Consider the following 24,304-nt stretch of genomic DNA (forward strand, 5'->3'; position numbering starts at 1 on the left):
CGGTTTTTTGACACCTTTACCTACATCATGCGACCCTGACCGACATGAGCCTCCTGCACAGGATTCCGCCCCTCGTTTCGGCCCTTGCGTTTGGGTACGGCGTGGGGATGAGCGCGCCGGACGCGGCGCTCGCGCCTGTCCAGGCCGCCGTGGTGGCGGTCGCGCCTGCGCCGGGGGCGGCCCGTCCCGAGGCCGCGCCGGTGCCGCTCATCGTGGATCCTTCGCGGACGCCCGTGCGGGGGGATGCGCCGCGGGGCGGGGTCACGGCGGCGCGGATGGGCGGGCCGGAGTCGCAGCAGCTCGGCAGGCTGCGCGAGGTCGAGATGCGGGAGGCGGCGCGCGGGGAGCAGTCCTCGCTCGATCGGCCGATGTACTCGCGTTCGCCGCGGCTCAACTCCGACGCGACGGGGGAGGGGGCCGAGGTCGACGATCTCGACGTGGCGGGCGCAGAGGCGCTCTCGCGGCTGCAGCTTCCGGATCTGAAGGTGTCGATCACGCGGCGCACGTTGAAGTACGTCCGCTTCTTCACGCGGACCGATCGGGGCCGCGGGATGTTCGAGACCTGGCTGAAGCGCAGCGGCCGGTTCCAGGACCTCATCCAGGGGGAGCTCCGCGAGTGGCGTTTGCCCGAGGATCTGATCTGGGTCGCGATGATCGAGAGCGGGTTCGACGCGCGGGCGAAGTCGCCGGCGGGGGCGATGGGGCTCTGGCAGTTCATGCCGGCGACGGGTGCGGTGTACGGGCTCGAGCAGAACAAGCACGTCGACCAGCGGAAAAACCCGAAGCTCGCGTCGCGCGCGGCCGCGCACCACCTCCGGGATCTCTACATGCGCTTCGGCAACTGGGATCTCGCGCTCGCGGCCTACAACATGGGCTACGAGCAGCTCCTCGATCGGATCGATCGCTACGGCACGGCCGACTTCAACGAGCTCGCGCGGCAGGAGGCGCTGCCGACGGAGACGTCGTCGTACGTCCCGAAGATCGCGGCGGCGGCGCTCGTCGCGAACAACCTGGAGCGTTTCGGGTTCGATCAGGTCGAGCTCGCGCGTCCCGTGGACGCGGCCGAGATCGCGGCGCCGCCCGGTTTGTCGCTCAAGACCCTCGCCAAGGCGGCCGGCGTGCCGCTGAAGACGGTGCGGCAGCTCAATCCGGATCTGCTCGGCGATAGGCTGCCGCCGGGACGAGGCGACTTCCTCGTGAACGTGCCGGCGGAGTCGCTGTCGCGCGCGCATACGATGCTCCCGGTCCTCCTCCAGACCGAGCCGATCGTGACCGAGGACGCGGCCGTGCTCGATCCGGTCGATCTCATCGGCGGTCGCGATTTCGTGCGGCGTCGCGCGGCGACGCGGGACAACGACAGCCTGCTTTCGCTCCTGCCTTCGTACAAGAAGCGGCGCGCGCTCCGGGATCCGGTCGAGGAGCTCGCGGCGCAGGCCGGCGTGGGCCCCGAGGCGGACGACGACGAGGGCGACGAGGAGCCGTTCCGGCCGCGCAAGAAGCGCACGGGTCGCAAGACGCTCCTTTACAAGGTTGGTCCGGGCGACACGCTCATCGGAATCGCGCGTCAATTCGCGATGGATGTGGACGACGTGGCGCGGGAAAACCGGCTCGGCGAGGAGGACAAACTCCGCGCAGGATCCATTTTGAGGCTCCACGTCAAGCCCGGCGTGCTCGGTGCGCTCGATCTCGGCGCGGCCGAGGGGGGTGAGGCGGGCGCCAAGGCCGAAGAGACGCAGCGTCGCATCATCGATCCGGGGACGAGCGCGAACGCGAGCACGAGCAAAGATAAGGACAAGGGTCCTTCCGACGCAGCGCGCGGTACCGAGAAGACGGAAGCGCAAAAGGGTCGCAGCGAAGGAAGGAAAGGATCGCGGGGCCGATCCCGCGGGTGACGTCGGGCCCCGGGTCCTTGTAGGATGCCCGGGCCATGATGCTCGTCGAAGCCAAATCCATCATCAAGCGGCTCACCAAAGTCTGCACCGCTGCGCTCGAGGCGGCGGTCGTCCAATGCGTCAATGCCCGGCATTACGAGGTGACCGTCGAGCACTTGCTGCTCGCGCTCCTCGACGACGCGAACTCCGACATCGCGTTCATCGTGATGCACTACGACCTGGATCCCGCGCGCCTGCGACAGGCCCTGCAGAGGAGCCTCTCGGATTTGCGCACGGGCAACGCCGGCAAGCCCGTCTTCTCCCCGACGATGCTCGAGTGGATGCAGGACGCGTTCGTCGTCGGGTCGATGGAGTACGGCTACACGAAGACGCGCAGCGGCGCGCTTTTCGCGCGGCTCGTCAACCAGCCGACGAAGTACACGATGAGCGGCATCGGCGCGCTGCTCGAGGGCATCTCCCGCGAGGACGTCAAGAACAACCTCCCCAAGATCATTTCGGGGTCGAAGGAGGACGTGGAGACGGCCCCGGTGGCGGCGGGCGGGGCGGGCGGCGCGACGGGCCCGGGCGGGCTGCCGCAGGGCGCGGCGAGCGCGTCGGCGGATTCGGCACTGGCGAAGTACTGCGTGGATTACACGGGCCGCGCGCGCGCCGGCCAGATCGACCCGATCTTCGGTCGTGAGGGCGAGATCCGGCAGATGATCGACATCCTCGGTCGCCGCCGGAAGAACAACCCCATCATCGTCGGCGACAGCGGCGTCGGCAAGACGGCCCTCGTCGAGGGTATGGCGCTCATGATCGTGAACAACCAGGTTCCGCCGATCATGCAGGGCGTGGAGATCCTGGGCCTCGATCTCGGCCTCCTCCAGGCCGGCGCGGGCGTGAAGGGCGAGTTCGAGAACCGGATGAAGCAGGTCATCTCGGAGATCAAGGGCTCGCCGAAGCCGATCATCCTGTTCATCGACGAGGCGCACACGATCATCGGCGCCGGCAACCAGCAGGGCGCGGGCGACGCGGCGAACCTGCTCAAGCCCGCCCTCGCGCGTGGCGAGCTGCGCACGATCGCGGCCACAACGTGGGCCGAATACAAGAAGTACTTCGAGAAGGACGCGGCGCTCGCGCGGCGCTTCCAGCCCGTGAAGGTCGACGAGCCGAGCGAGGCCGTCGCGATCACCATGATCCGCGGTCTCCGCCCGAAGTTCGAGGAGGCCCACAACGTCATCGTCTCGGACGAGGCGGTCGTCGCGGCCGTCAAGCTCTCGGCCCGCTACATCTCGGGTCGCCTCCTGCCGGACAAGGCGGTCGATCTGCTCGACACCTGTTCGGCGCGCGTGAAGATCGCGCTCCAGCAGAAGCCCGCGCAGGTCGAGGACATCGAGGTCCGCATCGACACGCTCACGCGTGAGCTCGAGGCGCTCAAGCGCGACCGCGACGCGGGCCTCACGATCGAGCAGGAGCGCGTCGAGTATCTCGAGGACCGGATCGCGAAGTCGAAGGTCGAGCTCGAGAACACGCGCGTCGCCTACGACAACGAGTCCGCGGGTGCGAAGAAGGTCCTCGAGGCGCGCAAGCGCATGGACGAGGCGAAGACGACGGAGGAGAAAGACGCGATCCGCCGCGAGGTCGTCGCCGCGATCAGCGATCTCCACAAGAGCCAGGGCGAGGTGCCGTTACTCCGGCCCGACGTCGACGAGGCGATGGTCGCGGCCGTCGTCAGCGCCTGGACGGGCATCCCCGTCGGCAAGATGGTCTCGGATAGCGTCAAGGCGCTCGTCGAGATGGAGTCGCGCCTGAACACGCGCATCAAGGGCCAGGGTTACGCCCTCGAGACGGTGGCGAAGGAGCTCCGGGCGGCACGCGCGGGCCTCAAGCCGCAGAACACGCCGATGGGCGTCTTCCTCTTCGTCGGCCCGTCCGGCGTCGGCAAGACGGAGACGGCGCTCGCGCTCGCGGACATGCTCTTCGGCGGCGAGCGCATGATGGTCACGATCAACATGTCCGAGTTCCAGGAGAAGCACACGACCTCCCGGCTCATCGGCTCGCCGCCCGGCTACGTCGGCTACGGCGAGGGCGGCATGCTGACCGAAGGCGTGCGCCAGCGGCCGTACACGGTCGTCCTTCTCGACGAGTGCGAGAAGGCGGATCCGGACGTGATGAACCTGTTCTACCAGGTGTTCGACAAGGGCATGCTCACCGACGGCACGGGCTTGCTCGTCGACTTCAAGAACACGGTCATCATCATGACCTCGAATCTCGCGACCGATAAGATCACGAACCACGTGGTCTCGGCGTGGGAGGAGAACCGCGAGCCGGTCATCCGCGAGATCTACGAGGAGATCAAGCCGACGCTCTCCGCGCACTTCAAGCCGGCGCTGCTCGCGCGTATGACCGTGGTCCCGTACATCCCGATCTCGCCCGCCGCGCTCGGCGAGATCACGCGGCTCAAGCTGAACGGCCTCGTCGATCGGCTGAAGAAGAGCCAGAAGATCGACGCGACGTACTCGGATCGCATGGTCGATCTCATCGCGAGCCGGTGCACCGAGGTCGACACGGGCGCCCGCAACATCGACCACATCCTGCGCGCGTCGCTCCTGCCGATGCTGTCGCAGGAGATCCTCACGAAGATGGCCGAGGGCGTGATGCCGAAGAAGCTCTTCATCGACATCGACGATCAGAAGAACTTCACGGCGACGTTCCCGGAGTGACCGCGTAACACCCGTTCGGGGTCAAGGCCCCTCTCGCCGTTGGCGAGGGGGGCCTTTTGGTTTCTGGGCCGACGCTTTCGGCAAAAAGCTAGGCCACTCGCCACACCTTCCGATAAAAAGGAGGGCCATGGCGGCCTCAGCGTCCACCACCTCCTGGAAACGCAAGCGCGCGGCCCTGGCCCTTGCCTCTCTCTCTTTTCTCGGGCTCGGGCTCGGCGCGCTCTCCTCGTTTGCGATCGGCTGCGGCTCCGGGGCCCCGCCGCCCGCCGCGGCGAAGCCGTGCGACGTCCAGATCGTCACGCTCCGCATCTACGCTGCGGACAACATCAACCCGAACGAGAACCAGAATCCGCGCCCCGTCGTCATCCGGCTGTATCAGCTCAAGGACGAAATGCGGATGCAGAACGCGACGTACGACGAGGTCCTCCTCTCCGACAAGGAGGTCCTCGCCGACGACATCGTCAAGGTGGACGAAGTCAGCGTTTTCCCGAACGATCTCGTGGAGGTGAAGTTCGAGCGCGCGAAGGAGGCGAGCACGCTCGGAGGCGTCGCGCTCTTCCACAGCCCGAAGGGGCAGAGCTGGAAGACGTTCTACGCATTTCCTTTGATGCCAGGCGAGGCCCAGTGCGGCGGGCGCGAGAGCGACGCCGGTGCGCAGGCCGACCCCAAGACTGCCTTTTTCGTCGAGTCCACGAAGATCGACAACGGCAGCGAATTCGACGAATCGATGTTCCCGAACGCGACATCGGTCCGCAGGGTCAACCTCCCCAAGGCGTCGGGCGGCAACGCTCCGCCGAAGGCCGCTGCCCCGGCCCCCTAGGGCCGCGCGGCGAGTTCTGATAAGACTGACCGGGCGATATGATCCACCCGCGCAAGCCCGTCTGGACCGAGGGGCTCTTCATGACCCCTCAGCATCTTCAGCAAGGGGACCAGTACCACGAGTCGCTGCTCCAAGCGCGCACCAACGCGCTCTTGAGTTATCCGTGGGGCGTGACGGGCGTGCAGTTCGACGAGCGCGCCCTCGCCGCGGGACAACTCAAGCTCGTCAAGTGTCACGGCTTCTTCCCCGATGGCACGCCGTTCTTCGTCGGTGATCGCGGCGAGGACGTGGTCGAGGCGCGGCCGCTCGAGGGCGTGTTCCCGGCGGCGCTCGAGGCGCTCGACGTCTTCGTGGCGATCCCGAACGTGCGTGAAACGCACCCGAACGTCGCGCTCGATCCGGCGAAGGCGAACCCGGCGATCCGGTTCGTCGCGGCAACCACCACGGTCCCGGACCTGACGACGGGCCGCAACGACACCTCGGTCGTTTGGGCTCGTTACAACCTCCGCATCCTCTTCGGCACCGAGCCGCGCGACGCGTACCAGACCGTGCGGATCGGGCAGCTCGTGCGGGATCGGACCGGCGCGATCGTCCTCAAGAAGAGCTTCATCCCGCCGATCCCGCACATCGGCAGCTCCGACCACATCATGTCGGGGATGCGGCGCATTCTCTCGGCGATGGTGGGCAAGCAGAAGTCCCTCGCCGAGGGACGCAGGCTGCGCACGGCGGCGTCGGTCGACTTCCAGTTCTCCGACACGGCGAAGTTCTGGATGCTCCACACGCTGAACGCGTTCATCCCCGCCGTCTCGCACATGGTCGATCATGGCAACGCGCACCCCGAGGATTGCTACGTCCTCATCGCGTCGCTGATCGGCGAGCTCTGCACCTTCGCGGCGGATGGCGATCCGACGTCGATCCCGAAGTTCAACTACCTCGATCTCGAGGGCGTGTTCGAGCCGCTCTTCGATCGCGCGCTCACGCTCGTCGCCAGCGTGCTCGCGGAGAACTACACCGTCGTTCCGCTGGAGAAGCGCGAGGACGGCATGTACCTCGGCAAGTTCGAGGATCCGAAGCTCCCGCGCACGCACGAGCTCTTCCTCGAGGCGAAGGGCGCCGACGAGGCGACGCTGCGCGAGCGTTTGCCGCGGCTCCTCAAGATGGGGTCGTGGACGCAGATCGGTTACATCCTGAACGCCGCCATGCCTGGCGTTCGTGTCGCGGTCGAGTACCGGCCCCCGGGCGCGATCCCGGTCAAGCCGGGCGTCATCTACCTCCGCGTCGACCAGGCTGGCGATTACTGGAACGATATCCTCGGCTCTGGCACGATCGCGATCTACCAGCCGATCGACCCGCAGAAGGTCGATCTGCGGCTGATCGCGGTCCAGGGCGGCAAGTGAATGAAGCGCGCGGCTTTTGAGATCATGGGGAGCGCATGAGCCTGTCGCAGTCGATGTATTGGGTCTGCTCGGATGTCCTGTCGCTGATCTTGCAGCTCAGGAACTCTCGAGATTTGCCTGCGCCGGACATCCTTCAGCGCCGCGTCCTGCAGCTCTTCGACACGATGATGCAGAACGGCCGCGAGGCTCGGATCCCCGAGCAGGACATGATCGACGCGAAGTTCGCGCTCGCCGCCTTCGCCGACGAGGTCATCTACCACTCGAGCTGGCCGGGCAAGACGCAGTGGCTCAGTAACCCCCTGCAGCTTCAGTTCTTCCAGCTCAACACGGCCGGCGACCAGTTCTTCGTGAACCTGGACAACCTGCACGGCCAGCGCAACCGCGCGCACGTCGCACAAATCTACTTCCTCTGTTTGGCCCTTGGCTTTCAGGGGAAATATCGTTTGCGACACCAGGAGGGGCTCCAGGCGGTGGTGGAGGGGCTCGGCAACTACGTCGCGCTGGCGGAGGGCGGGGGAGATCAGCTCGCGCCGAACGCGGAGCGCAAGGACGGCGGCGGTGGCGCTGTTCGTCGCGAGCTGCCGTATCTCTTCATCGCGATCGGGTTCCTCATCCTGGCGCTGATCGTGATCTTCATCCTTTGGCTCATCATCGGCTCGAACGCCGACTCGACTGCCGAAGCCATCAAGAAGCTTTTGGGCGGCGGCAAGTAAGAGTCCCGGGAAGTTGATCCGGACCGACGGAGACGTTCCATGTGGCTGTGGATCCTGAGCGCCTTGTTCCTCGCCCTGGTCTGGGGCGTGTGGTTCATCCTGAGACCCACAGGTCCTGGGCCGAGCGCCGAGGTGTTCCCGACGTGGATCCCGATCGCCATCACGGCCGTCGTGATCCTCGGGCTTTTGGGTCTCGTCGTGTATCGACGGATCCGCGCGGCGCGTGCAGCGCGCGCGCTGGAGAAAGCGATCGCGCAGCAGGCCCAGGAGCAAGCGCTCAACGCGAAACCTGAGCGGCGCGCCGAGATCCAGGAGCTGCATCGCCAGCTCCAGGAGGGCATCAACGCGCTCAAGTCCTCGAAGCTCGGGGGCGGCACGAACGCGCTGTATTCGCTGCCCTGGTACGTGATGGTCGGCCCGCCCGGCGCGGGTAAGACGACCGCGCTGCGCCACTCGGGCCTCGTGTTCCCGTACCTCGATCCGCAGGGCGGCGGCGTCCGCGGCGTCGGCGGCACGCGCAACTGCGACTGGTGGTTCACGAACGAGGCGATCCTCCTCGACACCGCCGGCCGTTACACGACCGAGGCCGACGACCACGACGAGTGGATGGCCTTCCTCGAGCAGCTCCTCAAGTATCGCCCCTCCAAGCCCGTGAACGGCGTCGTCTGCGCCGTGAGCATCTCGGAGCTCGTCGACGCGACGGAGGAGCAGGTCGAGTCGATCGCGAAAAAGGTCCGCGCGCGCATCGACGAGATGCAGTCGACGCTGAAGATGGTCCTGCCCGTCTACGTGATGTTCACGAAGGTGGACCTCGTCTCCGGGTTCGTCGAGTTCTTCGGTGATCTCAAGAAGAGCGAGCGTGGCCAGGGCTTCGGCGCGACCGTCAAGCTCGACGCGAACAAGAGCGAGCCCGGCAAGATCTTCGACGCTGAGTTCGACACGCTCGTCGAGCGCATGCACGACCGCGCGCTCCGCCGCATGGTCACCGAGCGGAGTCGCGGGACGAAGGAGAAGGTCTTCCAGTTCCCGCTCGAGTTCGCGGCGATCAAGCAAAACCTCTCGCACTTCCTGAACGTCGCGTTCCAGCCCTCGAAGACGGCGGGTCTGGCGACGCCGATCATGCGCGGCTTCTACATGACGAGCGGCGTGCAAGAGGGCAAACCCCTCGATCGCGTCCTCGGCACGATGATGAGCGCGTTCGGCCTGCGCCCCGCGATCTCGGACGAGGCGTCGACGGCGGGCGCCACGGAGGCGAAGAGCTACTTCCTCCGCGACGTCTTCATGAACGTCATCTTCCCGGACCAGGACATCGCGGCGCGGACCGCGGCCGAGGTCCGGAGGCAGCGGATTCAGCGGTTCGCGGCGGCGTTCGCGGCGGCGGCGCTCGCGGTCGTCCTGCTCATCCCGTCGGTGATGTCGTTCGCGAACAACCGCGCGCTCGTCGCCGAGACCTCGCGGATCTCGGGCGAGGCGGCGGGCGTGAAGTGGACCGACGGCAGCTCGCCGCTCGACAAGGTCGACAAGCTCGACAACCTCCGCGCACACGCCCAGCTCCTCGATCAGTACCGCGAGGAGGGCGCGCCCGTGAGCTACCGCTGGGGTATGTATCAGGGCGATAAACTCTTCGAGCCGACGAAGGACCAGTACATCGCGTCCTTGCGCGAGGGCTTCGTCAAGCCTGTGCGTGCGCGCCTCGAAGAGCGCCTGAACGCGGCGACCGGCGGCAAGTACCTCGAGGAGTACAACGACCTCAAGACGTATTTGCTGCTCGCCGACGAGCACAAGATCCACCTGCTCCCCGAGTCCGAGACGGCGTGGGAGACGGGCAAGCTCCTGCAGCTCTGGACCGACATCCTCCGCCCGACGACGGACATCCCCGAGGCGGACCTCAAGGCGAAGCTCGCGCCGCACGTGAAGTATTACGTCGACCTCCTCCGCCGCAACGCGATCCGGGGTGAGGAGCTCGACAAGCGCACCGTGGAGCGCACGCGCGACATCCTCGCCCGCGTCGGCCCCACGCAGCGGTACTACGATCGGTTCGTCACCGTGCTCGAGTACGAGAAGTACGACGAGAACGGCCCGAACACGCGCGAGAACCTGAAGTATCCGCCGATCTCGCTCGACGAGCTCTTCTCGGATCGGCCCGAGGTGCTGAGCAAGGTCCGGAGCGCCCAGAAGGAGCGCACGAGCAAGTGGTTCGTCGTGCGTGGTCCGTACACGTCGAAGGGCCACGCGCAGGTCGTGGCGAGCCTCGAAGAGGGCATCAAGGTCCTCGATCGCGAGCGCTGGGTCGTGCCGCTGACGCAGGAGGAAGAGCGCCAGGGCGACAAGATCGCGCAGGCCCTCGCCCGCGTGCGCCAGGACTACGACGCGCAGTACATCCGCGAGTGGCTCGAGTTCTTCCGGGACATCTCTGTCGAGATCCCGCCGAACAACAAAGAGGCGATCGAGGAGTTCCGCGTCCTCTCCACGCCGGACTGGCCTTACCAGCGCCTGCTCCGCGCGCTCGAGGACAACACGCAGTTCGACCTGGTGGAGAACCAGGCCGAGCAGCAGGTCCTCGCGGACGGTGGCGTGCTCGATCAGGTCAAGGAGCGCGTGAAGCGCCGCATCGACTCGTCGTTCAGCACGCGCACCGGCACGAGCGGCCGCCTCTCGCAGCTCGTGAACCTCGGCGGCGGCGGCGGCGCGCCGGGCACGTACGATCCCATCCCGGACAAGTTCCGCTCGATGGTGCGCTTCGGCGTGCCCGAGCAGCCCCAGAAGACCGCGGAGGGCCAGCCCCCGCCGCCTCCGACGCCGGCCGAGCTCTCGAAGTACATCGGTCACCTCGAGCAGCTCGCGGCCGAGATGGGCGGCATCGAGGACGCTCCGCCCGGCGCCAGCACGCAGGCCGCGCGCGAAAAATTCGGCGAGGCCGTGCGCGAGACCGAGAAGCTCCTGCTCAAGATGGACGAGACGGGCCAGGAGCTCATGACGCCGCTGCTCATGAACCCGCTCCGCCAGGCCTACAAAGCCGTCATGCGCAGCGCCGGCGGGTCCGCGAGCGGGCTCTGGGAGGTCGTCGTCTGGCCGCCTTTCCGCGAGAACATCAAGGATCGGTATCCCTTTGATCTCGCGGCGTCGCGTGACGCTTCGTTCGAGGACGTGGTCGCCTTCTTGAAGCCGAAGGAGGGCATTCTCTGGGGCTTCTACGAGCAGCACCTCGACGACTTCCACATGCGCGTGGGCCACGACTTCATTCCGAAGGGCGGCCTCGAAGGTCGTCCGAAGCCGGCGAAGCCGTTCACGCCCTTCAACGCGATGCTTTATCCCTGCCTGCACAGGGCGCACGAGATCACCGAGGCCCTGTGGCCGAGCGGCGGCGGTGAAAAACCGCAGGTGACGTTCCACGTCAACTTGAAGACGGTGAGCCCGATCGTCAGCGAGGTGCTCTTCGAGATCGACGGCCAGAAGCGCCAGTATCGCAACGAGAAGGAGTTCTGGCACACGTTCAACTGGCCGGGCGAGAAGCAGACCGGCGCGCGCCTGCGTGTGCGTGGCGCGGGCGGGCTCGACGAGGAGCTCGTGCGTGAGGGCCCCTGGGGCATCTTCCGCCTGTTCGAGGCGGGCACGACGACGGCCGAGAAGGACAAGGACAGCGTCTTCACGGTGACGTGGCAGATGACGGCGCCTCCCGTGACGGTGACGATGGAAGTGCGCCCCACCCGCGCCAATCATCCTTTCGTCAACAGCTTCTTCCGCGCGACCAACTGCCCGCCCAGCATTGGCGACAGCTTCGGCGGCAAGAAGGGCTCTTGAGATGGTGTTCCACAGGCGCCGCGTAGCAGCCTGTGGAATGCCCTCCCAGGGTTCGCCCACGGCAGCACGCCCCCTTGTAAAAAGAGGGGGTTCGTGTATTTGTGGGCCGGGCCGGTGATGTTCTGGCGAAAGAAGAAGGGTCCCGCGAGCCCCCCGCAGATTGGCTGCTTCGGCAAGCTCCCTGCGACGGGTGATTTCATCCGCTTCAATGCCGGCGGAGACGAGCTCGCGGCGTTCGATCGCTGGCTCGGCGGGGGCCTCGATTTCGCGCGTCGCGCGCTCGGCCCCTCGTTCGACGGGGCGTACCAGCCTTCCGTCGGGCTCTTCATCTTCCACGGCGAAGGCAAAGACAACGAGCCTCCCACGCGCGGCATGGTCGGCGCCTGGGCCGCGAGCGGTGACAACGCGGGTCGTACGTACCCGATGGTTGTTTTTGCTTCGTACGATTACGGCCAGCTCGTGTCGGCTGGCGCGTCGCTCCCGATCGCGCTCTGGTCGCTGCTCGCCTCGTCGTACGAGATCGCCACGAGCGGACGAACCCTCCCGGTCGATGCGTTCGTCGATCGCGTTTCGCGCATCGTTCCTCCTTCGCTCGAAGACGCGGATGCCGCGGGCGCCGGATATCGCTCGTGGCTCACGACGCAGTCGATGAAGGCGCTCTGGGAGACGGGTTTCGGCACGGATGCGGGCCGCTTCTGGGTCTTGCAAAACGTGTTTGCGTCCGTCGAGCCGTTCATGGGTCAGGACAACCCGAAGACGGGGCTCTGCATTCGCTTGCCGCTCGGCGCGGGCGACGCTTACGCGGCGGCCGTGTGGATGGACATGACGCTGCGTCTGGCGCGCTGGAAGAACACGCTGCTCAATGCCTTCTGGGTCCCGCAGCAGACGATGCTCCTGCACCTCGGTCCGCCGCACGTGGCCTCGTTCCGGGAGCTCATCGCGCCGACGGGATATGCGGATCACATCGTGGAGCTTTGCCGTCCTCCGACGGTCGACGAGCCCACCTCGCGCCGCGCCCTCGGCGTGCAGCTCGACGCCCTCGTGGCGCGCTCGGAGCTCACGATCTCGGGCTTCCTCGACGGCCTCTCGCAATAAGCGACCCAACCGGAACGGGCGCCTTTCGTTCGAGGCGCGCACACGTGGTGCGAACCTGCGCGACCCGTGGGTATGATGCCGGCCATGGCGGCGAGTGACGCGGTAGAGGCTGCAAAGAACCGAGTGTCGGCGATCATCGAGCCGATCTCGGGGGGTGTTGGGCAGGACGTCTCGTACGACGAGCTCTTCGACGCGATCAAGGCCGAGGTCGACAAGGCGCAGTCCCTCGAGGGCGGCAAGATCGACTGGTCGAAGATCGCGACGAACGCCGAGGAGCTGCTCACCGAGAAGTCGAAGGACTTTCGCCTCGCGGTGTATTACGCGGCGGCGAAAGCAAACACGGACGGGATCCAGGGCGCGGTCGATGGGCTCGTGGTCATCAACGAGCTGAACACCGCGTTCTGGGACAAGATGTATCCGCCGATCAAGCGCCCGCGGACGCGCGGCAACTTGATGAGCTGGTACGGCGATCAGGTCGCGGCCGCGATCGGGACCTTCAACCCGACCGCGAAAGACGCGGACATCGTCGGCGCGCTCGATCAACAGAGCCGCCTGCTCGACGGGGAGCTCCGGGACAAACTCGGCGACGCGTATCCGGGCATGGGCTCTTTGCGCGAGTCGTCGCGGCGCATGCTCGCGAGTGTTCCGAAGGAAGCACCGCCGCCGCCCCCGCCGCCGCCGCCCCCACCGCCGCCGCCCCCGCCTCCGCCGCCGCCGCCTCCGCCTGTGGCCGCCCCGCGTGCCGCGCCGCCGCCTCCTCCTCCGCCTGCGTATTCCGCGCCGGTCGTGGAGACGCCGGCCGTCGAAGTCTCGGTTCCCGATGGCACGGCCATCACGGACGCGGACTCGGCGAACGTGGTGCTCGATCAGGTGAGCACGTTGCTCATGCGCGCGGGCGAGGCGCTACGAGCGGCCGATCCGTCGAACGCGTTCGCGTATCGCATCAGCCGCACCGGCCTCTGGCTCTTCATGCAGCAGGATCCGCCGGCCGAGGGTGGACAAACCTACCTGCCTTCGCCGCCGGATCACGTGCGCGGCGCGTTCGACGGCATGGCCGAGGCGAGCAACTGGGATGGGATCCTCGCGTCGGTCGACGAGGTTGTCTCGGAACATCGCCTCTGGCTCGATCCGCACCGGCACGTCTCGAACGCGCTCGAGCAGCTCGGGTATACGGACGCGAAGGTCACGCATTTGCGTGAGGTCGCGCTCCTCTTGCAGCGCGCGCCGACGCTCCCGGATCTCACGTTCAACGACGGCGTCCCGCTCGCCGACGATCTCACGAAGGCCTGGCTCGACGCCGAGGTTCGTCCGGTCCTCGGATCGGGCGGAGGCGGGGGCGGCGGCGGCGCGGCGGCGGGCGGCGCGCCGGGAGGCAAGGGCTTCCGCGCGCTCGACAAGGCGATCGGCGAGGCGCGAAACCTCATCGAGAATGGGGATCCGCTTGGGGCGATCCAGGCCGTGGCGAAGGTCGCGGGGACGGCGGTGACGCCGGTCGACAAGTTCCGCGGCAAGCTCGCGATCGCGCAGGTTTGCCTGCAGCTCGGGCAGCTCGCGATCGCGCGCGCGCAGCTCGATGGTCTCGAGCGCATGGCCAAGCAGCACAAACTCGACGAGTGGGATCCCGAGCTCTGCGCGGAGCTCTACGGGGCGCTTTACACGGCGCTTCGCGGGTTGAACCAGGGATACGAGGTGAGTGAGGAAGCGCGTAAGAGGGAGAACGACGCGTTCGAGCGCCTCTGCGAGCTGGATGCCGCGGCGGCCTTCCGCATCTCGGCCACCTGAGCGCCCGCGTAGTGAAGAAGAGCGAACTCGTTCGGAAAGATAAGGATGGACGAAGTCGGGGTAGTTTGCGGTATTCTTCGAGCGCCTGTCGAGGTGGGCCCCGACCTGACGGCAATCACGTTTTCAACGTAGGGCGGCTCGGAAAGGCCGCTCGGAGCATGTAGCTCCCAAGCGTAGGGGAAAGGAGCCTTCCGCGATGAAAGAAAGTTCAGTCGCGCCGAAAGAACGCGTGAACATCACGTACAAGCCAGCGACGGGGAACGCGAAGGAAGAGGTCGAGCTCCCGCTGAAGCTCCTCATGCTTGGCGACTACACCATGCGCCCCGATCCGACGCCGCTCGAAGATCGGAAGCCCATCAACGTCGACAAGGACAACTTCCAGAAGGTGATGGCGGAGCAGAAGCTGTCGCTCAACCTGGCGGTCAAGGATCGGCTGTCGGAGAACGAGGACAACGAGCTCAACGTCAACCTCAAGTTCCGCCGTTTGTCCGATATGGAGCCTGCGGCGATCGCCAACCAGGTGCCCGAGCTGAAGAAGCTGCTCGAGCTCCGCGCCGCGCTCACCGCGCTGAAGGGCCCGCTCGGGAACGAGAAGGCGTTCCGCAACAAGATTCAGACGATCTTGAACGATCCGGCCCAGCGCAACCGGCTCATCAACGAGCTCGGTCTCAAGCAGGGGGAGGAGTAACCGATGGCTTCCGAGCATCAGGCGCAAGGCGGCGCGGGCGTACAGACGCTCGAAGGTGGCAGCCTTCTCGACGACATCCTCTCGGAGACGAAGATGGCTCCGGGCGACGAGGGCTACGAGGTCGCCAAGCGTGGCGTCCAGGCCTTCATCGCGGAGCTCATCGCGCCGAAGCGCGAGGGCGAGAAGGTCGACAAGGCCCTCGTCGACGCGCTGATCGCCGAGATCGACGCCAAGCTGTCGCGCCAGATCGACGAGATCCTCCACCACCCGACGTTCCAGAAGCTGGAGTCGGCGTGGCGTGGTCTCAAGTTCGTCGTGGACCGCACGGACTTCCGCGAGAACGTCAAGGTCGAGCTTTTGAACTGCTCGAAGGAAGACCTGCTCGCCGATTTCGAGGACGCCCCCGAGGTGCCCAAGAGCGGTCTTTACAAGCTCGTGTACTCGGCGGAGTTCGGCCAGTTCGGCGGCCGTCCCTACGGCGCGATCATCGCGAACTACGAGTTCGGCCCCGGCCCGCAGGACATCATGCTCCTGCAGAAGTGCGCCTCCGTCGCGACGATGTCGCACGCGCCCTTCATCGCGGCCGCCGGCGCGCAGTTCTTCGGCCTGAAGGACTACCTGAACCTGCCGAACCTGAAGGACCTCAAGGCACTCTTCGAAGGCCCGCAGTACACGAAGTACAACGCCTTCCGCGAGACCGAGGACTCCCGCTACGTCGGCCTCGTGATGCCGCGCTTCCTCCTCCGCCTCCCCTACGGCGCGAACACCGTGCCCGTGAAGGAGTTCAACTACGAGGAGAACGTGATCGGCCAGCACGAGTCGTACTGCTGGGGCAACGCCGTCTTCGCGTTCGCGACGCGTCTGGCGGACAGCTTCGCCAAGTACCGCTGGTGCCCGAACATCATCGGCCCGCAGGCGGGCGGCTCGGTCGAGAACCTGCCGCTTCACCAGTACGAGGCGATGGGCGAGATCCAGACGAAGATCCCGACCGAGATCATGCTCACGGAGCGCCGCGAGTACGAGCTCTCGGAGGAAGGCTTCATCGGCCTCACCTACCGCAAGGACTCGGACAACGCGTGCTTCTTCTCGGCGAACAGCGTGCAGAAGCCGAAGTACTTCGGCCAGAGCGAGGAGGGCCGCGCCGCCGAGCTCAACTATCGCCTCGGCACGCAGCTGCCGTACATGTTCATCATGTGCCGCATTGCGCACTACCTGAAGGTGCTGCAGCGCGAGCAGATCGGTACGTGGAAGGAGCGCGCCGATCTCGAGAAGGAGCTCAACGACTGGATCTCGCAGTACGTCGCCGATCAGGACGTCGTCTCGGCGAGCATCCGCGGCCGTCGCCCCCTCCGCAAGGCACGTATCATCGTGACCGAGGTCGAGGGCAACGCCGGCTGGTACAAGGTCGACATGCAGGTGCGCCCGCACTTCAAGTACATGGGCGCATTCTTCACGCTGAGCCTCGTCGGCAAGCTCGACAAGGAATGAGCCGTTTCGGCTGATCCCGACAAACGCGGAAGGCCGGCTCGAAAGAGCCGGCCTTCGTGTTTTTGGGGTCGCCGCGCTGGGGCGTTGCCCCAGGCCCCACCCGGGGCTATCCGCCCCGGGACCCGGACCAGCGCAAGCGCTGGACTCGTGGTCGATGAACTGCGCGATGCGCAGTTCATCGAACGGGCCGAGTCAAGACCGCGAGCGCCCCTGCCAACCAGCGCTGACATCTCAATCGGCAACGGGCCTGTTGGAAGAACTGCGCATCGCGCAGTTCTTCCACGAACGGTCCAGGGCTTGCCCTGGTTCGGGTCGAGGGGCGAACAGCCCCCGCGGGGCCCGGGGCAGCGCCCCGGCGCGGCGGCGAGGGCTTGAATCAGCCGACGAGGAATTCGAGGGAAAACTCTTCCAGGGCGACGCCGAGGAAACGGCGCGGGCGAATCGTGACGGCGACGGCTGTGCCGTCCGAGGTTGCGTGCGCGTTCACGGCGACCTCCATGCTGCCGGGCTTGGCGTCCTCGAAGAGCGCCCAGAGCGAGCGATCCACGACTGATTTCGCCTCGGAGGGCGCGACGTTCCCGGGCAAACGGCCGGCGAGCACGCGCAGGAACTGGACGATTCGGGCCACGAAGAGCTGGTCGACCAAGGAGACCCTTTCGAGCCGCGCCTCGGGCTCCGTGGAGGCACTGTCGTACGTGCGCTTGGGCGGCGGGACGTAGGACGTCGGCGCTGCGAGCACGTAAATCGAGTCGCTGTTCGGGGCCGAAGCGAGGAGGAGCACGCCGGCCTTGGAGAGCTCGCGCTGCGAGTCTGTCGAGACGAACGCCTGCGTGGGGATCGCCACGACCTCGGCGTCGTCGACCTGCCCACGCACCTCGTGGATCGGCAGGTTTCCGATTGTCCCGCCGCTGCGGGCGCCCACGATGCGGCATGGCCAGCGCGTCTCGCGGAAGCTCGTCGTGATGAGAGCGCCCACGCCGTAGGCCGGCGCGATCCAGACCATTGCGCCCTCGTCCGCCGGCTCCTCCTTGACCACCATCTCCCGCACGCGCGAGGTCGACTTGTCGTACGCGGCGCGCGCCAGGATGCCGTTCATCGCGATCGTCACCCAGCGCATCGCCGGCTTCTGCGCCGTGGACTGCCAGCGCACCTGATCCGGCGTGGAAAAGAGCGCGATCTTGTTGTCGAGCCGCTCGAGATCGGCGAGCCGATCCAGGCCGAGGAGCGCGTGCGAGGCGTTCACCACGACGGGCACGGTCTGCGCCTCGGCGACGCGTGCGATTTCTTCGAGCTGGGAGAGCGTCGCGGAGGTGCCGGTGATCGTGACGTCCACGATCGCGCAGGAGACCGGAGGCTCGCCGCCGGCGGTTTGGCGGGCCGCGCGTTCGAGCGCCATGGCCGCGAGCTCGGGCCGCGCGCAGACGACGTCGATCTTGAGACCCTGGGTCCCCTTCGAGCGATCGACGAAGAGCTGCAGGCCGCGCCACGCCTCTTCCAGGCGGCGCACCTCGGGGTGCTGGAGGATCGCGCCGAGCTGCGCGCCAATGGCCTTCTCGACGCGCTGGATGGCCTCCTGCGGGCTGAAGCGGGCCGAGCTCGACTTGCCGGCGTTTGCGACGGCCGAGATGAGCGCGCCGAAGCGGGCGTCGGAGGCAGGGGCCTGGGCCCGCGCCGGCACGACGGGCGCGGGCGCGGATGCGGCGCGGCTCGGATCGGTCTCGACCATGTCGAGGATCGAGGCGACCGAAGCGTCGGTGGAGGTGTCGCGCGGCGGCCCGACGATCCCGGTGTTCCGCGGCGCGCTGCCCGCCTCCGAGACGAGGCGGAGGACGTCACGCACGAAGGGCGAGGCGTTCCAGATCCGATCGAGCTCCACGCGGGCCTGGTCGCGATCGATCGAGCCGTCGCGGAGTTTTTCCAGCGTGAGCTTGCCGTCGAGGAGCGAGCGGAGAAGCGGCACCTCCGTGAGCAGGCCATCGGGCCGGAAGCTCTTGAGGCTCGTCGGCGTGAGATCGACACGCGCGCGGTTGCCCTCGGCGAGCACGCTCGGCACCTCGATCGCGACACGCGGGCGCAGGCGCGTGAAGAGGTCGTCGAACGCGAGCGGATCGACCCGCACCGCGAGCTCGGGCGCGCTGGCGCCGGCGTTGTGCTCGTCACGCGGCAAGAGATCCGCGACGACGAGCACGCGGAGCGGCAGAAGCGGCCCCTCGGTCTGCTCCAGCTGCTCGGGGGCCTCGTCGCCCACGTTGAAGTTCATCCCACCCTTCATGAAACCCTTCGTTTCGGCGGCCATGGCCGAGGAGTGTAGGGGGGGAGCGCGCGCGGGAGAAGCGGCAAACGCGGCAGCCGAAATCACGGCTTCGCGGCTTTCTTTGACGTGAGCTGGGCCCTGCTAAGCTCCGCGCCCATGCGTGGCCCTGCGAACGCCGAAGAGGCGTCTGCGACGACTCCGCGGCGCGGCTCGATTCGACTCGGCCTGCTCGGGTGCGGCACCGTCGGCGGCGGTGTGCTCGAGCTCTGCGCGGCGAATGCGCGATGGCTGGAAGGTCGGGTCGGCGCGCCGCTCGAAGTGCGCCGCGTGCTCGTCCGTGATCCCCGGAAAGAGCGCGTCGCAGCCTGTGATCCGAGCTGGATCACGACGCGACCCGAGGACGTCGTCGACGACCCCGAGATCGACATCGTCGTCGAGGTGATGGGCGGCGAGGAGGCCGCGCTCGAGCTCGTGGAGCGCGCGATCGCGGCGGGCAAGGGCGTCGTCACGGCGAACAAGCTGCTCCTGGCCAAGCACGGGCCGCGGCTCGTCGACCTCGCGATCGCGCGCGGGACCGATCTCGCGTTCGAGGGCGCCGTGGGCGGCGGCATCCCCATCATCCGCACGCTGCGCGAGGCGTTCGCGAGCGACTGGGTCGAGAGGCTCGCGGGGATCGTGAACGGCACGTGCAACTACGTGCTCGGGCGCATGCGCGAGGGCGGGCTCGGGCTCGACGAGGCCGTGCGCGAGGCCCAGGCGAAGGGGTATGCAGAGGCCGATCCCTCGCTCGACACGGGCGGCCACGACGCCGCGCACAAGCTCTGCGTGCTGGCGATGCTGGCGTTTGGCGCAAGGGTCCCGGCGAGTGCGCTCCACGTGGAGGGGATCGAGGGCATCGAGGAGCGGGATCATCGTTATGCCGAGCGCTTCGGCTACGTGATCAAGCACCTCGCGATCGGCCGTGATTTCGGCGACGCGATCGAGCTCCGCGTGCACCCGACGCTCATCCCGAAGACGAGCGTGCTCGCGAACGTGTCGGGCGTCCTGAACGCGATCCTGCTCGAAGGTCGCGCGCTCGGGCCCTGCATGCTCTACGGTCGCGGCGCCGGCGATCTGCCGACGGCCGTGAGCGTGGTGAGCGACATCCTCGACGTGGGGCGCTCGATCGTGGCCGGCGCGTCGGGGCTGCTCACGCGGGGCATTGCGATGGAGCCGCGACCGCTCAAGCCGCAGGAGGACGTCGAGACCCGGTATTACCTGCGCCTCTCGGCGCCGGAGCGGCCGGGGCTCATGGCGCGGATCGCGGGCGGACTCGGGGAGCTCGGCGTGAGCCTGGAGCAGATGGTGCAACCGGAACGACCCACGGCGCCGGGGGATCCCGTGGACATCGTGGTGATCACCCACGTGGCGCGGGAAGGGAATGTGACCGCGGCGCTCGAACGTATGCGCACTGAAGGGCTGTTCGCGGCGCCGCCGCGCCTTTACCGCATCGAGGTTTCGTGACGAGCTTCCACCTGGATCCCGACGCCCCGCTCGGCGTCTTCGACTCCGGTCTCGGCGGTTTGACCGTCGTGCGCGCGCTCCGCGAGCGTTGCCCCGCGGAGAATATCGTGTACCTCGGCGACACCGCGCGCGTGCCGTACGGGACGCGATCCGCCGAGACCGTCGTGCGTTACGCGATCGGCTGCGCGCGTGTCCTCGTGAATCGCGGCGTGAAGGCGATCGTGGTTGCTTGCAACACCGTCAGCGCCGTCGCACTCGACATGCTGCGCGTGGAGCTCGACCGGCCCGTGCTCGGCGTGATCGTGCCCGGCGCGCGGGCGGCGGTCGCAGCGGCAGAGGGCGGGGCGGTGGGCGTGCTCGGCACGACGGGGACGATCACCTCAGGCGCGTATCCACGCGCGGTTGCCTCGCTCTCCACGCGGACCGAGGTATTCGGTCAACCCGCGCCGCTGCTCGTTTCGCTCGCGGAGGAGGGGTGGCTCGAAGGGGAGGTGCCGCGGCTCGTGTCGCAGCGATACCTCGAGCCGCTCGTGCGCGCGGGGGTGCGCTGCGTGGTGCTCGGATGCACGCATTTTCCCCTGCTCCAGCGAGTCATCGAGGCCGAGGCGGCCTCGCTCGCGGGCGCGCCAATCCCGATCGTCGACAGCGCGTCGGCGACGGCGGACGACGTCGCAGCGTTCCTCACGGAGCGCGGGCAACGAACGACGCGGTCGGGGCGGGGCAAACTCGAGCTCTTCGTGACGGATCTTCCGAAGAGCTTTTCCACGGTCGCCGAGCGGTTCCTCGGCGAACCACTCGGCGACGTGCACCAGATCGATCTCTGACAGGGATGCGCGCGGAGCGGGGCGTTGCCCCGCACCCCAGCAGGGGGCTGTCCGCCCCCTGCACCCCGGACCAGGCACGGCCTGGACCGAAGGCGGATAAACCGCGCGATGCGCGGTTTATCCGACGGGCCCGGGGCAAGACCACGAGCGGCGTTGCCTGCTGAGACAGCAGCGCTGCCACCTCGTCGAGCAGACACATCAACGCCGCGGTCTTGGCTGGCAAGCTCGTCGCTGGTCTTGCCACGGCCTGTTCGATGAACTGCGCGCAGCGCAGTTCATCGACCCCGGGTCCAGCGCTTGCGCAGGCCCCGGGTCCAGGGGTGGACAACCCCTGGTCGGGGTCCGGGGTGAAACCCCGGCGCTACGCTGCCGAGAGCCTAGAACTGGTGGGCCTCGGTTGACTCGTTCAGCGCGAGCGTCGAGGCGAGGCCGCCGGAGACCACCTGCGCGACCTGATCGAAATAGCCCGTGCCCACCTCGCGCTGGTGGCGCGTGGCCGTGTAGCCGGACTTCTCTGCGGCGAACTCGGCCTGCTGCAGCTCTGAGTACGCGCTCATGCCGCGCACCTTGTACTCGCGGGCGAGCTCGTACATCCCGTGATTCAGCGCGTGAAAGCCGGCAAGCGTGACGAACTGGAACTTGTAGCCCATGGCCCCGAGCTCGCGCTGGAACTTCGCGATCGTCAGATCGTCGAGGTTCTTCTTCCAGTTGAACGACGGCGAGCAGTTGTACGCGAGCAGTTTGCCCGGGAATTTTCCATGGACACCCTCGGCGAACTTGCGCGCTTCTTCGAGGTCCGGCGTGCTCGTCTCGCACCAGAGCATGTCCGCGTACGGCGCGTAGGCGAGCGCGCGTGCGATCGCCGCGTCGAGGCCGCCCTTGAACTGGAAGAAACCCTCGGGCGTGCGCTGGCCCGTGAGGAACGGGCGATCCCGAGGATCCACGTCGCTCGTGAGCAGCTTCGCGCTGTCGGCGTCCGTGCGGGCCACGAGGATCGTCGGCACGCCCATCACGTCGGAGGCGAGCCGTGCCGCCACGAGCGTCCGGATGAACTGGCTCGTCGGCACGAGCACCTTACCGCCCATGTGGCCGCACTTCTTCTCCGACGCGAGCTGGTCCTCGAAGTGCACGCCCGACGCGCCCGCCTCGATCATCCCCTTCATCAGCTCGAACGCGTTCAGTGGACCGCCGAAGCCCGCCTCCGCGTCCGCGACGATTGGCGCGAGCCAGTGCCGCTCGCGCTTGCCCTCGGCGTGATCGATCTGATCGGCGCGGAGCAGGGCCTGGTTGATCCGGCGCACCACGCTAGGGACGCTGTTTGCCGGGTAGAGGCTCTGATCCGGGTACATCTCGCCCGCGAGGTTTGCGTCCGCCGCGACCTGCCAGCCGCTCAGGTAGATCGCTTTCAGCCCCGCGCGCACCTGCTGCATCGCCTGGTTGCCCGTCATCGCGCCGAGCGCCGCCACGTAGTCCTCGCTGTGCAGGAGCTCCCAGAGCCGCTGCGCGCCGAGCTTCGCGATCGTGTGCTCGATGTGGAACGAGCCACGCAGCCGCTCCACGTCGGCCTCCGTGTACGGGCGGACGATGCCTTGAAAGCGGTTCGGCACGAGGCCGCTCTCGGAAACGGCAGCGGTGCGGATGGGAAGCGGATACGCGACGGACATGCGACTCTCTCCTTCAGCGGTTCATGCGGCGACGGGCGCCTTCTCGGTTTCCCCCGCGGACGTGGATGAAAGGGCGAGGAGACGTTCGTACGCGGGCAGCGTGAGGAACTCTTCGAGCTCGTCCGACGTGGTGAGCGTGGTGAAGAGCTCGCGCGCCTCCTCGAAGCGCCCGTGGGCGAATGCCTCGGCCCCGCGCTCCTTTGCGAGCTCTTCCATCGTCTCGTCGATCGTCCGGACGAGCCGCGCGTGATCGAGCGGCTCGCCCTCGACGGACACGCCGTGGTGCTGCCACTGCCACACCTGCGCGCGGCAGATCTCGGCTGTCGCGGCGTCCTCCATGAGGTCGTAGAGCGGCACGCATCCAATGCCGCGCAGCCACGCCTCGATGTAGAGGATGCCGACCTTGATGTTGTGCCGGAGCCCCGCCTCGGTGCGCGGGCCGTCGGGGACACGCAAGAGATCCTCGGCGAGAACGTTCACATCCTCGCGCTTCACGTCGATCTGGTTCGGACCGTCCATGTGCGCGTCGAAGATCTGCCGCGCGATCGGCACGAGCCCCGGGTGCGCGACCCACGTACCGTCGTGGCCGGCGTGCACCTCGCGGAGTTTGTCCGCTCGAACCTTGTCCAGGGCGGCGCGACCACGCGCTTCGTCGCCTTTGATCGGGATCTGCGCGGCCATTCCGCCCATCGCGTGTGCGCCGCGGCGGTGGCACGTCTTGACGACGAGGTCCGTGTAGGCCTTCAGGAACGGACGATCCATCGTGACGAGACCACGGTCTGGCAGGATGAATGCCGGGTCCGTGCCGAGCTTTTTGATGAAGCTGAAGATGTAGTCCCAGCGGCCGCAGTTCAGCCCGGCCGAGTGCTCGCGCAGCTCGTAGAGGATCTCGTCCATCTCGAACGCAGCGGGCAGCGTCTCGATGAGCACGGTGGCGCGGAGAGTGCCGGGCGGCAGATCCAGCTCGGCCTGTGCGCGCAGAAAGACGTCGTTCCAGAGGCGCGCCTCGAGGTGGCTCTCGAGCTTCGGCAGGTAGAAATAGGGGCGCTTGCCGCGCTCCACGAGGGCGCGCGCGTTGTGAAAGAAGTACAGGCCGAAATCGAAGAGCGACCCGGGCACGGGCAAGCCGTCCACGAGCATGTGCTTCTCCGGCAGATGCAAGCCCCGAGGACGAACGAAGAGGACGGCCGTGCGCTCGCCGAGCGTGTACGACTTGCCCGATGTGGGATCGACGTACCCGATCGATCCCCGCACGGCGTCGGCCAGATTTTTTTGCCCTTCGACGAGGTTCGCGAATGTCGGCGACGTCGCGTCCTCGAAATCGGCCATGAACACGTTCGCGCCGGAGTTCAGGGCATTGATGATCATCTTCCGGTCGACGGGGCCGGTGATCTCGACGCGTCGGTCCTGGAGTTCGTCGGGGATGGCTGCGACGGACCAATTCGCGGCGCGGAGCTCGGCCGTCTCTTCGAGGAAATCGGGGCGCTCGCCGGCGAGAAAGTGCGCGCGCCGCTCGGCTCGTCGGGCGAGGAGCGCGTCGAGGCGCCCGCGGAAGACGCGCGTGAGGTCGGCCACGAACTGAAGCGCCTCGGGCGTGAGCACATCGCCCTGCGAGGGGGTTCTCGGACCGAGGATCGTGACGGGAGAGGAGGTTCCTTGCATGGCTCAACGCTCCGCGTCC

General features: G+C 67.4%; 15 protein-coding genes. 12 read left to right on the forward strand and 3 right to left on the reverse strand.

Annotated features, from left to right (window positions below):
- The first annotated feature begins 44 nt into the window (after nt 1-44).
- The 10 genes from KEG38_RS21940 to tssC all read left to right on the forward strand — a co-directional run bounded on the left by KEG38_RS21940 (nt 45) and on the right by tssC (nt 16,378).
- Nucleotides 45-1,892 (forward strand): lytic transglycosylase domain-containing protein, encoded by a 1,848-nt coding sequence (locus KEG38_RS21940; protein WP_272421633.1) that lies wholly within the window; start codon nt 45-47, stop codon nt 1,890-1,892.
- A gap of 38 nt (nt 1,893-1,930) precedes the next feature.
- A complete protein-coding gene (gene tssH / locus KEG38_RS21945; RefSeq protein ID WP_272421789.1) occupies nt 1,931-4,594 on the forward strand; it encodes a type VI secretion system ATPase TssH in 2,664 nt (887 codons plus the stop codon).
- Nucleotides 4,595-4,721: 127 nt separating this feature from the next.
- A complete protein-coding gene (gene tssJ, locus KEG38_RS21950; RefSeq protein ID WP_272421634.1) occupies nt 4,722-5,414 on the forward strand; it encodes a type VI secretion system lipoprotein TssJ in 693 nt (230 codons plus the stop codon).
- A gap of 38 nt (nt 5,415-5,452) precedes the next feature.
- Nucleotides 5,453-6,811, forward strand: coding sequence for a type VI secretion system baseplate subunit TssK (gene tssK, locus KEG38_RS21955; RefSeq protein ID WP_272421635.1), 1,359 nt, complete (start codon nt 5,453-5,455; stop codon nt 6,809-6,811).
- A 35-nt stretch (nt 6,812-6,846) separates the two neighbouring features.
- Nucleotides 6,847-7,524 carry a DotU family type IV/VI secretion system protein gene (locus tag KEG38_RS21960; protein ID WP_153818124.1) on the forward strand — a complete coding sequence of 226 codons (678 nt, stop codon included), beginning with the start codon at nt 6,847-6,849 and terminating at the stop codon, nt 7,522-7,524.
- Between the two features lie 39 nt (nt 7,525-7,563).
- Nucleotides 7,564-11,325, forward strand: a complete 3,762-nt coding sequence (gene tssM / locus KEG38_RS21965; protein WP_272421637.1) for a type VI secretion system membrane subunit TssM — start codon at nt 7,564-7,566, stop codon at nt 11,323-11,325.
- A 93-nt stretch (nt 11,326-11,418) separates the two neighbouring features.
- A complete protein-coding gene (tagF, locus tag KEG38_RS21970; protein WP_272421638.1) occupies nt 11,419-12,420 on the forward strand; it encodes a type VI secretion system-associated protein TagF in 1,002 nt (333 codons plus the stop codon).
- Between the two features lie 84 nt (nt 12,421-12,504).
- Entirely contained in the window at nt 12,505-14,202 is a 1,698-nt protein-coding gene (gene tssA, locus KEG38_RS21975) for a type VI secretion system protein TssA (RefSeq protein ID WP_272421639.1), read from the forward strand.
- Nucleotides 14,203-14,398: 196 nt separating this feature from the next.
- Entirely contained in the window at nt 14,399-14,890 is a 492-nt protein-coding gene (gene tssB, locus KEG38_RS21980) for a type VI secretion system contractile sheath small subunit (RefSeq protein ID WP_272421640.1), read from the forward strand.
- A gap of 3 nt (nt 14,891-14,893) precedes the next feature.
- Entirely contained in the window at nt 14,894-16,378 is a 1,485-nt protein-coding gene (gene tssC / locus KEG38_RS21985; RefSeq protein WP_272421641.1) for a type VI secretion system contractile sheath large subunit, read from the forward strand.
- A gap of 376 nt (nt 16,379-16,754) precedes the next feature.
- Here the strand turns inward: tssC and KEG38_RS21990 are convergent, their stop codons facing one another.
- Nucleotides 16,755-18,674 carry a type VI secretion system contractile sheath domain-containing protein gene (locus KEG38_RS21990; protein ID WP_272421642.1) on the reverse strand — a complete coding sequence of 640 codons (1,920 nt, stop codon included), beginning with the start codon at nt 18,672-18,674 and terminating at the stop codon, nt 16,755-16,757.
- A gap of 114 nt (nt 18,675-18,788) precedes the next feature.
- Between KEG38_RS21990 and KEG38_RS21995 the strand changes: the two genes are divergently transcribed.
- Together KEG38_RS21995 and murI are read left to right on the forward strand one after the other, a co-directional pair.
- Nucleotides 18,789-20,135, forward strand: a complete 1,347-nt coding sequence (locus KEG38_RS21995) for a homoserine dehydrogenase (protein WP_272421643.1) — start codon at nt 18,789-18,791, stop codon at nt 20,133-20,135.
- The gene (gene murI / locus KEG38_RS22000) at nt 20,132-20,959 is read left to right on the forward strand and encodes a glutamate racemase (RefSeq protein WP_272421644.1); all 828 of its coding nucleotides are present in this window, start codon (nt 20,132-20,134) and stop codon (nt 20,957-20,959) included. Before KEG38_RS21995 ends, murI begins: the two co-directional genes overlap by 4 nt.
- A 377-nt stretch (nt 20,960-21,336) precedes the next feature.
- Here the strand turns inward: murI and aceA are convergent, their stop codons facing one another.
- Nucleotides 21,337-22,623 carry an isocitrate lyase gene (gene aceA / locus KEG38_RS22005; protein ID WP_272421645.1) on the reverse strand — a complete coding sequence of 429 codons (1,287 nt, stop codon included), beginning with the start codon at nt 22,621-22,623 and terminating at the stop codon, nt 21,337-21,339.
- A 21-nt stretch (nt 22,624-22,644) separates the two neighbouring features.
- Nucleotides 22,645-24,285, reverse strand: coding sequence for a malate synthase A (gene aceB / locus KEG38_RS22010; protein WP_276073344.1), 1,641 nt, complete (start codon nt 24,283-24,285; stop codon nt 22,645-22,647).
- Nucleotides 24,286-24,304: the final 19 nt, after the last annotated feature.

Source organism: Polyangium jinanense (assembly GCF_028435265.1).
GTDB classification, from domain to species: domain Bacteria; phylum Myxococcota_A; class Polyangia; order Polyangiales; family Polyangiaceae; genus Polyangium; species Polyangium jinanense.

Bases quoted from the DNA above. Each gene is read 5' to 3' on its own strand.
- KEG38_RS21940 (WP_272421633.1), top strand. From the start codon at position 45: ATGAGCCTCCTGCACAGGATTCCGCCCCTCGTTTCGGCCCTTGCGTTT.
- tssH (WP_272421789.1), top strand. From the start codon at position 1,931: ATGCTCGTCGAAGCCAAATCCATCATCAAGCGGCTCACCAAAGTCTGC.
- tssJ (WP_272421634.1), top strand. From the start codon at position 4,722: ATGGCGGCCTCAGCGTCCACCACCTCCTGGAAACGCAAGCGCGCGGCC.
- tssK (WP_272421635.1), top strand. From the start codon at position 5,453: ATGATCCACCCGCGCAAGCCCGTCTGGACCGAGGGGCTCTTCATGACC.
- KEG38_RS21960 (WP_153818124.1), top strand. From the start codon at position 6,847: ATGAGCCTGTCGCAGTCGATGTATTGGGTCTGCTCGGATGTCCTGTCG.
- tssM (WP_272421637.1), top strand. From the start codon at position 7,564: ATGTGGCTGTGGATCCTGAGCGCCTTGTTCCTCGCCCTGGTCTGGGGC.
- tssA (WP_272421639.1), top strand. From the start codon at position 12,505: ATGGCGGCGAGTGACGCGGTAGAGGCTGCAAAGAACCGAGTGTCGGCG.
- tssB (WP_272421640.1), top strand. From the start codon at position 14,399: ATGAAAGAAAGTTCAGTCGCGCCGAAAGAACGCGTGAACATCACGTAC.
- tssC (WP_272421641.1), top strand. From the start codon at position 14,894: ATGGCTTCCGAGCATCAGGCGCAAGGCGGCGCGGGCGTACAGACGCTC.
- KEG38_RS21990 (WP_272421642.1), bottom strand. From the start codon at position 18,674: ATGGCCGCCGAAACGAAGGGTTTCATGAAGGGTGGGATGAACTTCAAC.
- KEG38_RS21995 (WP_272421643.1), top strand. From the start codon at position 18,789: ATGCGTGGCCCTGCGAACGCCGAAGAGGCGTCTGCGACGACTCCGCGG.
- aceA (WP_272421645.1), bottom strand. From the start codon at position 22,623: ATGTCCGTCGCGTATCCGCTTCCCATCCGCACCGCTGCCGTTTCCGAG.
- aceB (WP_276073344.1), bottom strand. From the start codon at position 24,285: ATGCAAGGAACCTCCTCTCCCGTCACGATCCTCGGTCCGAGAACCCCC.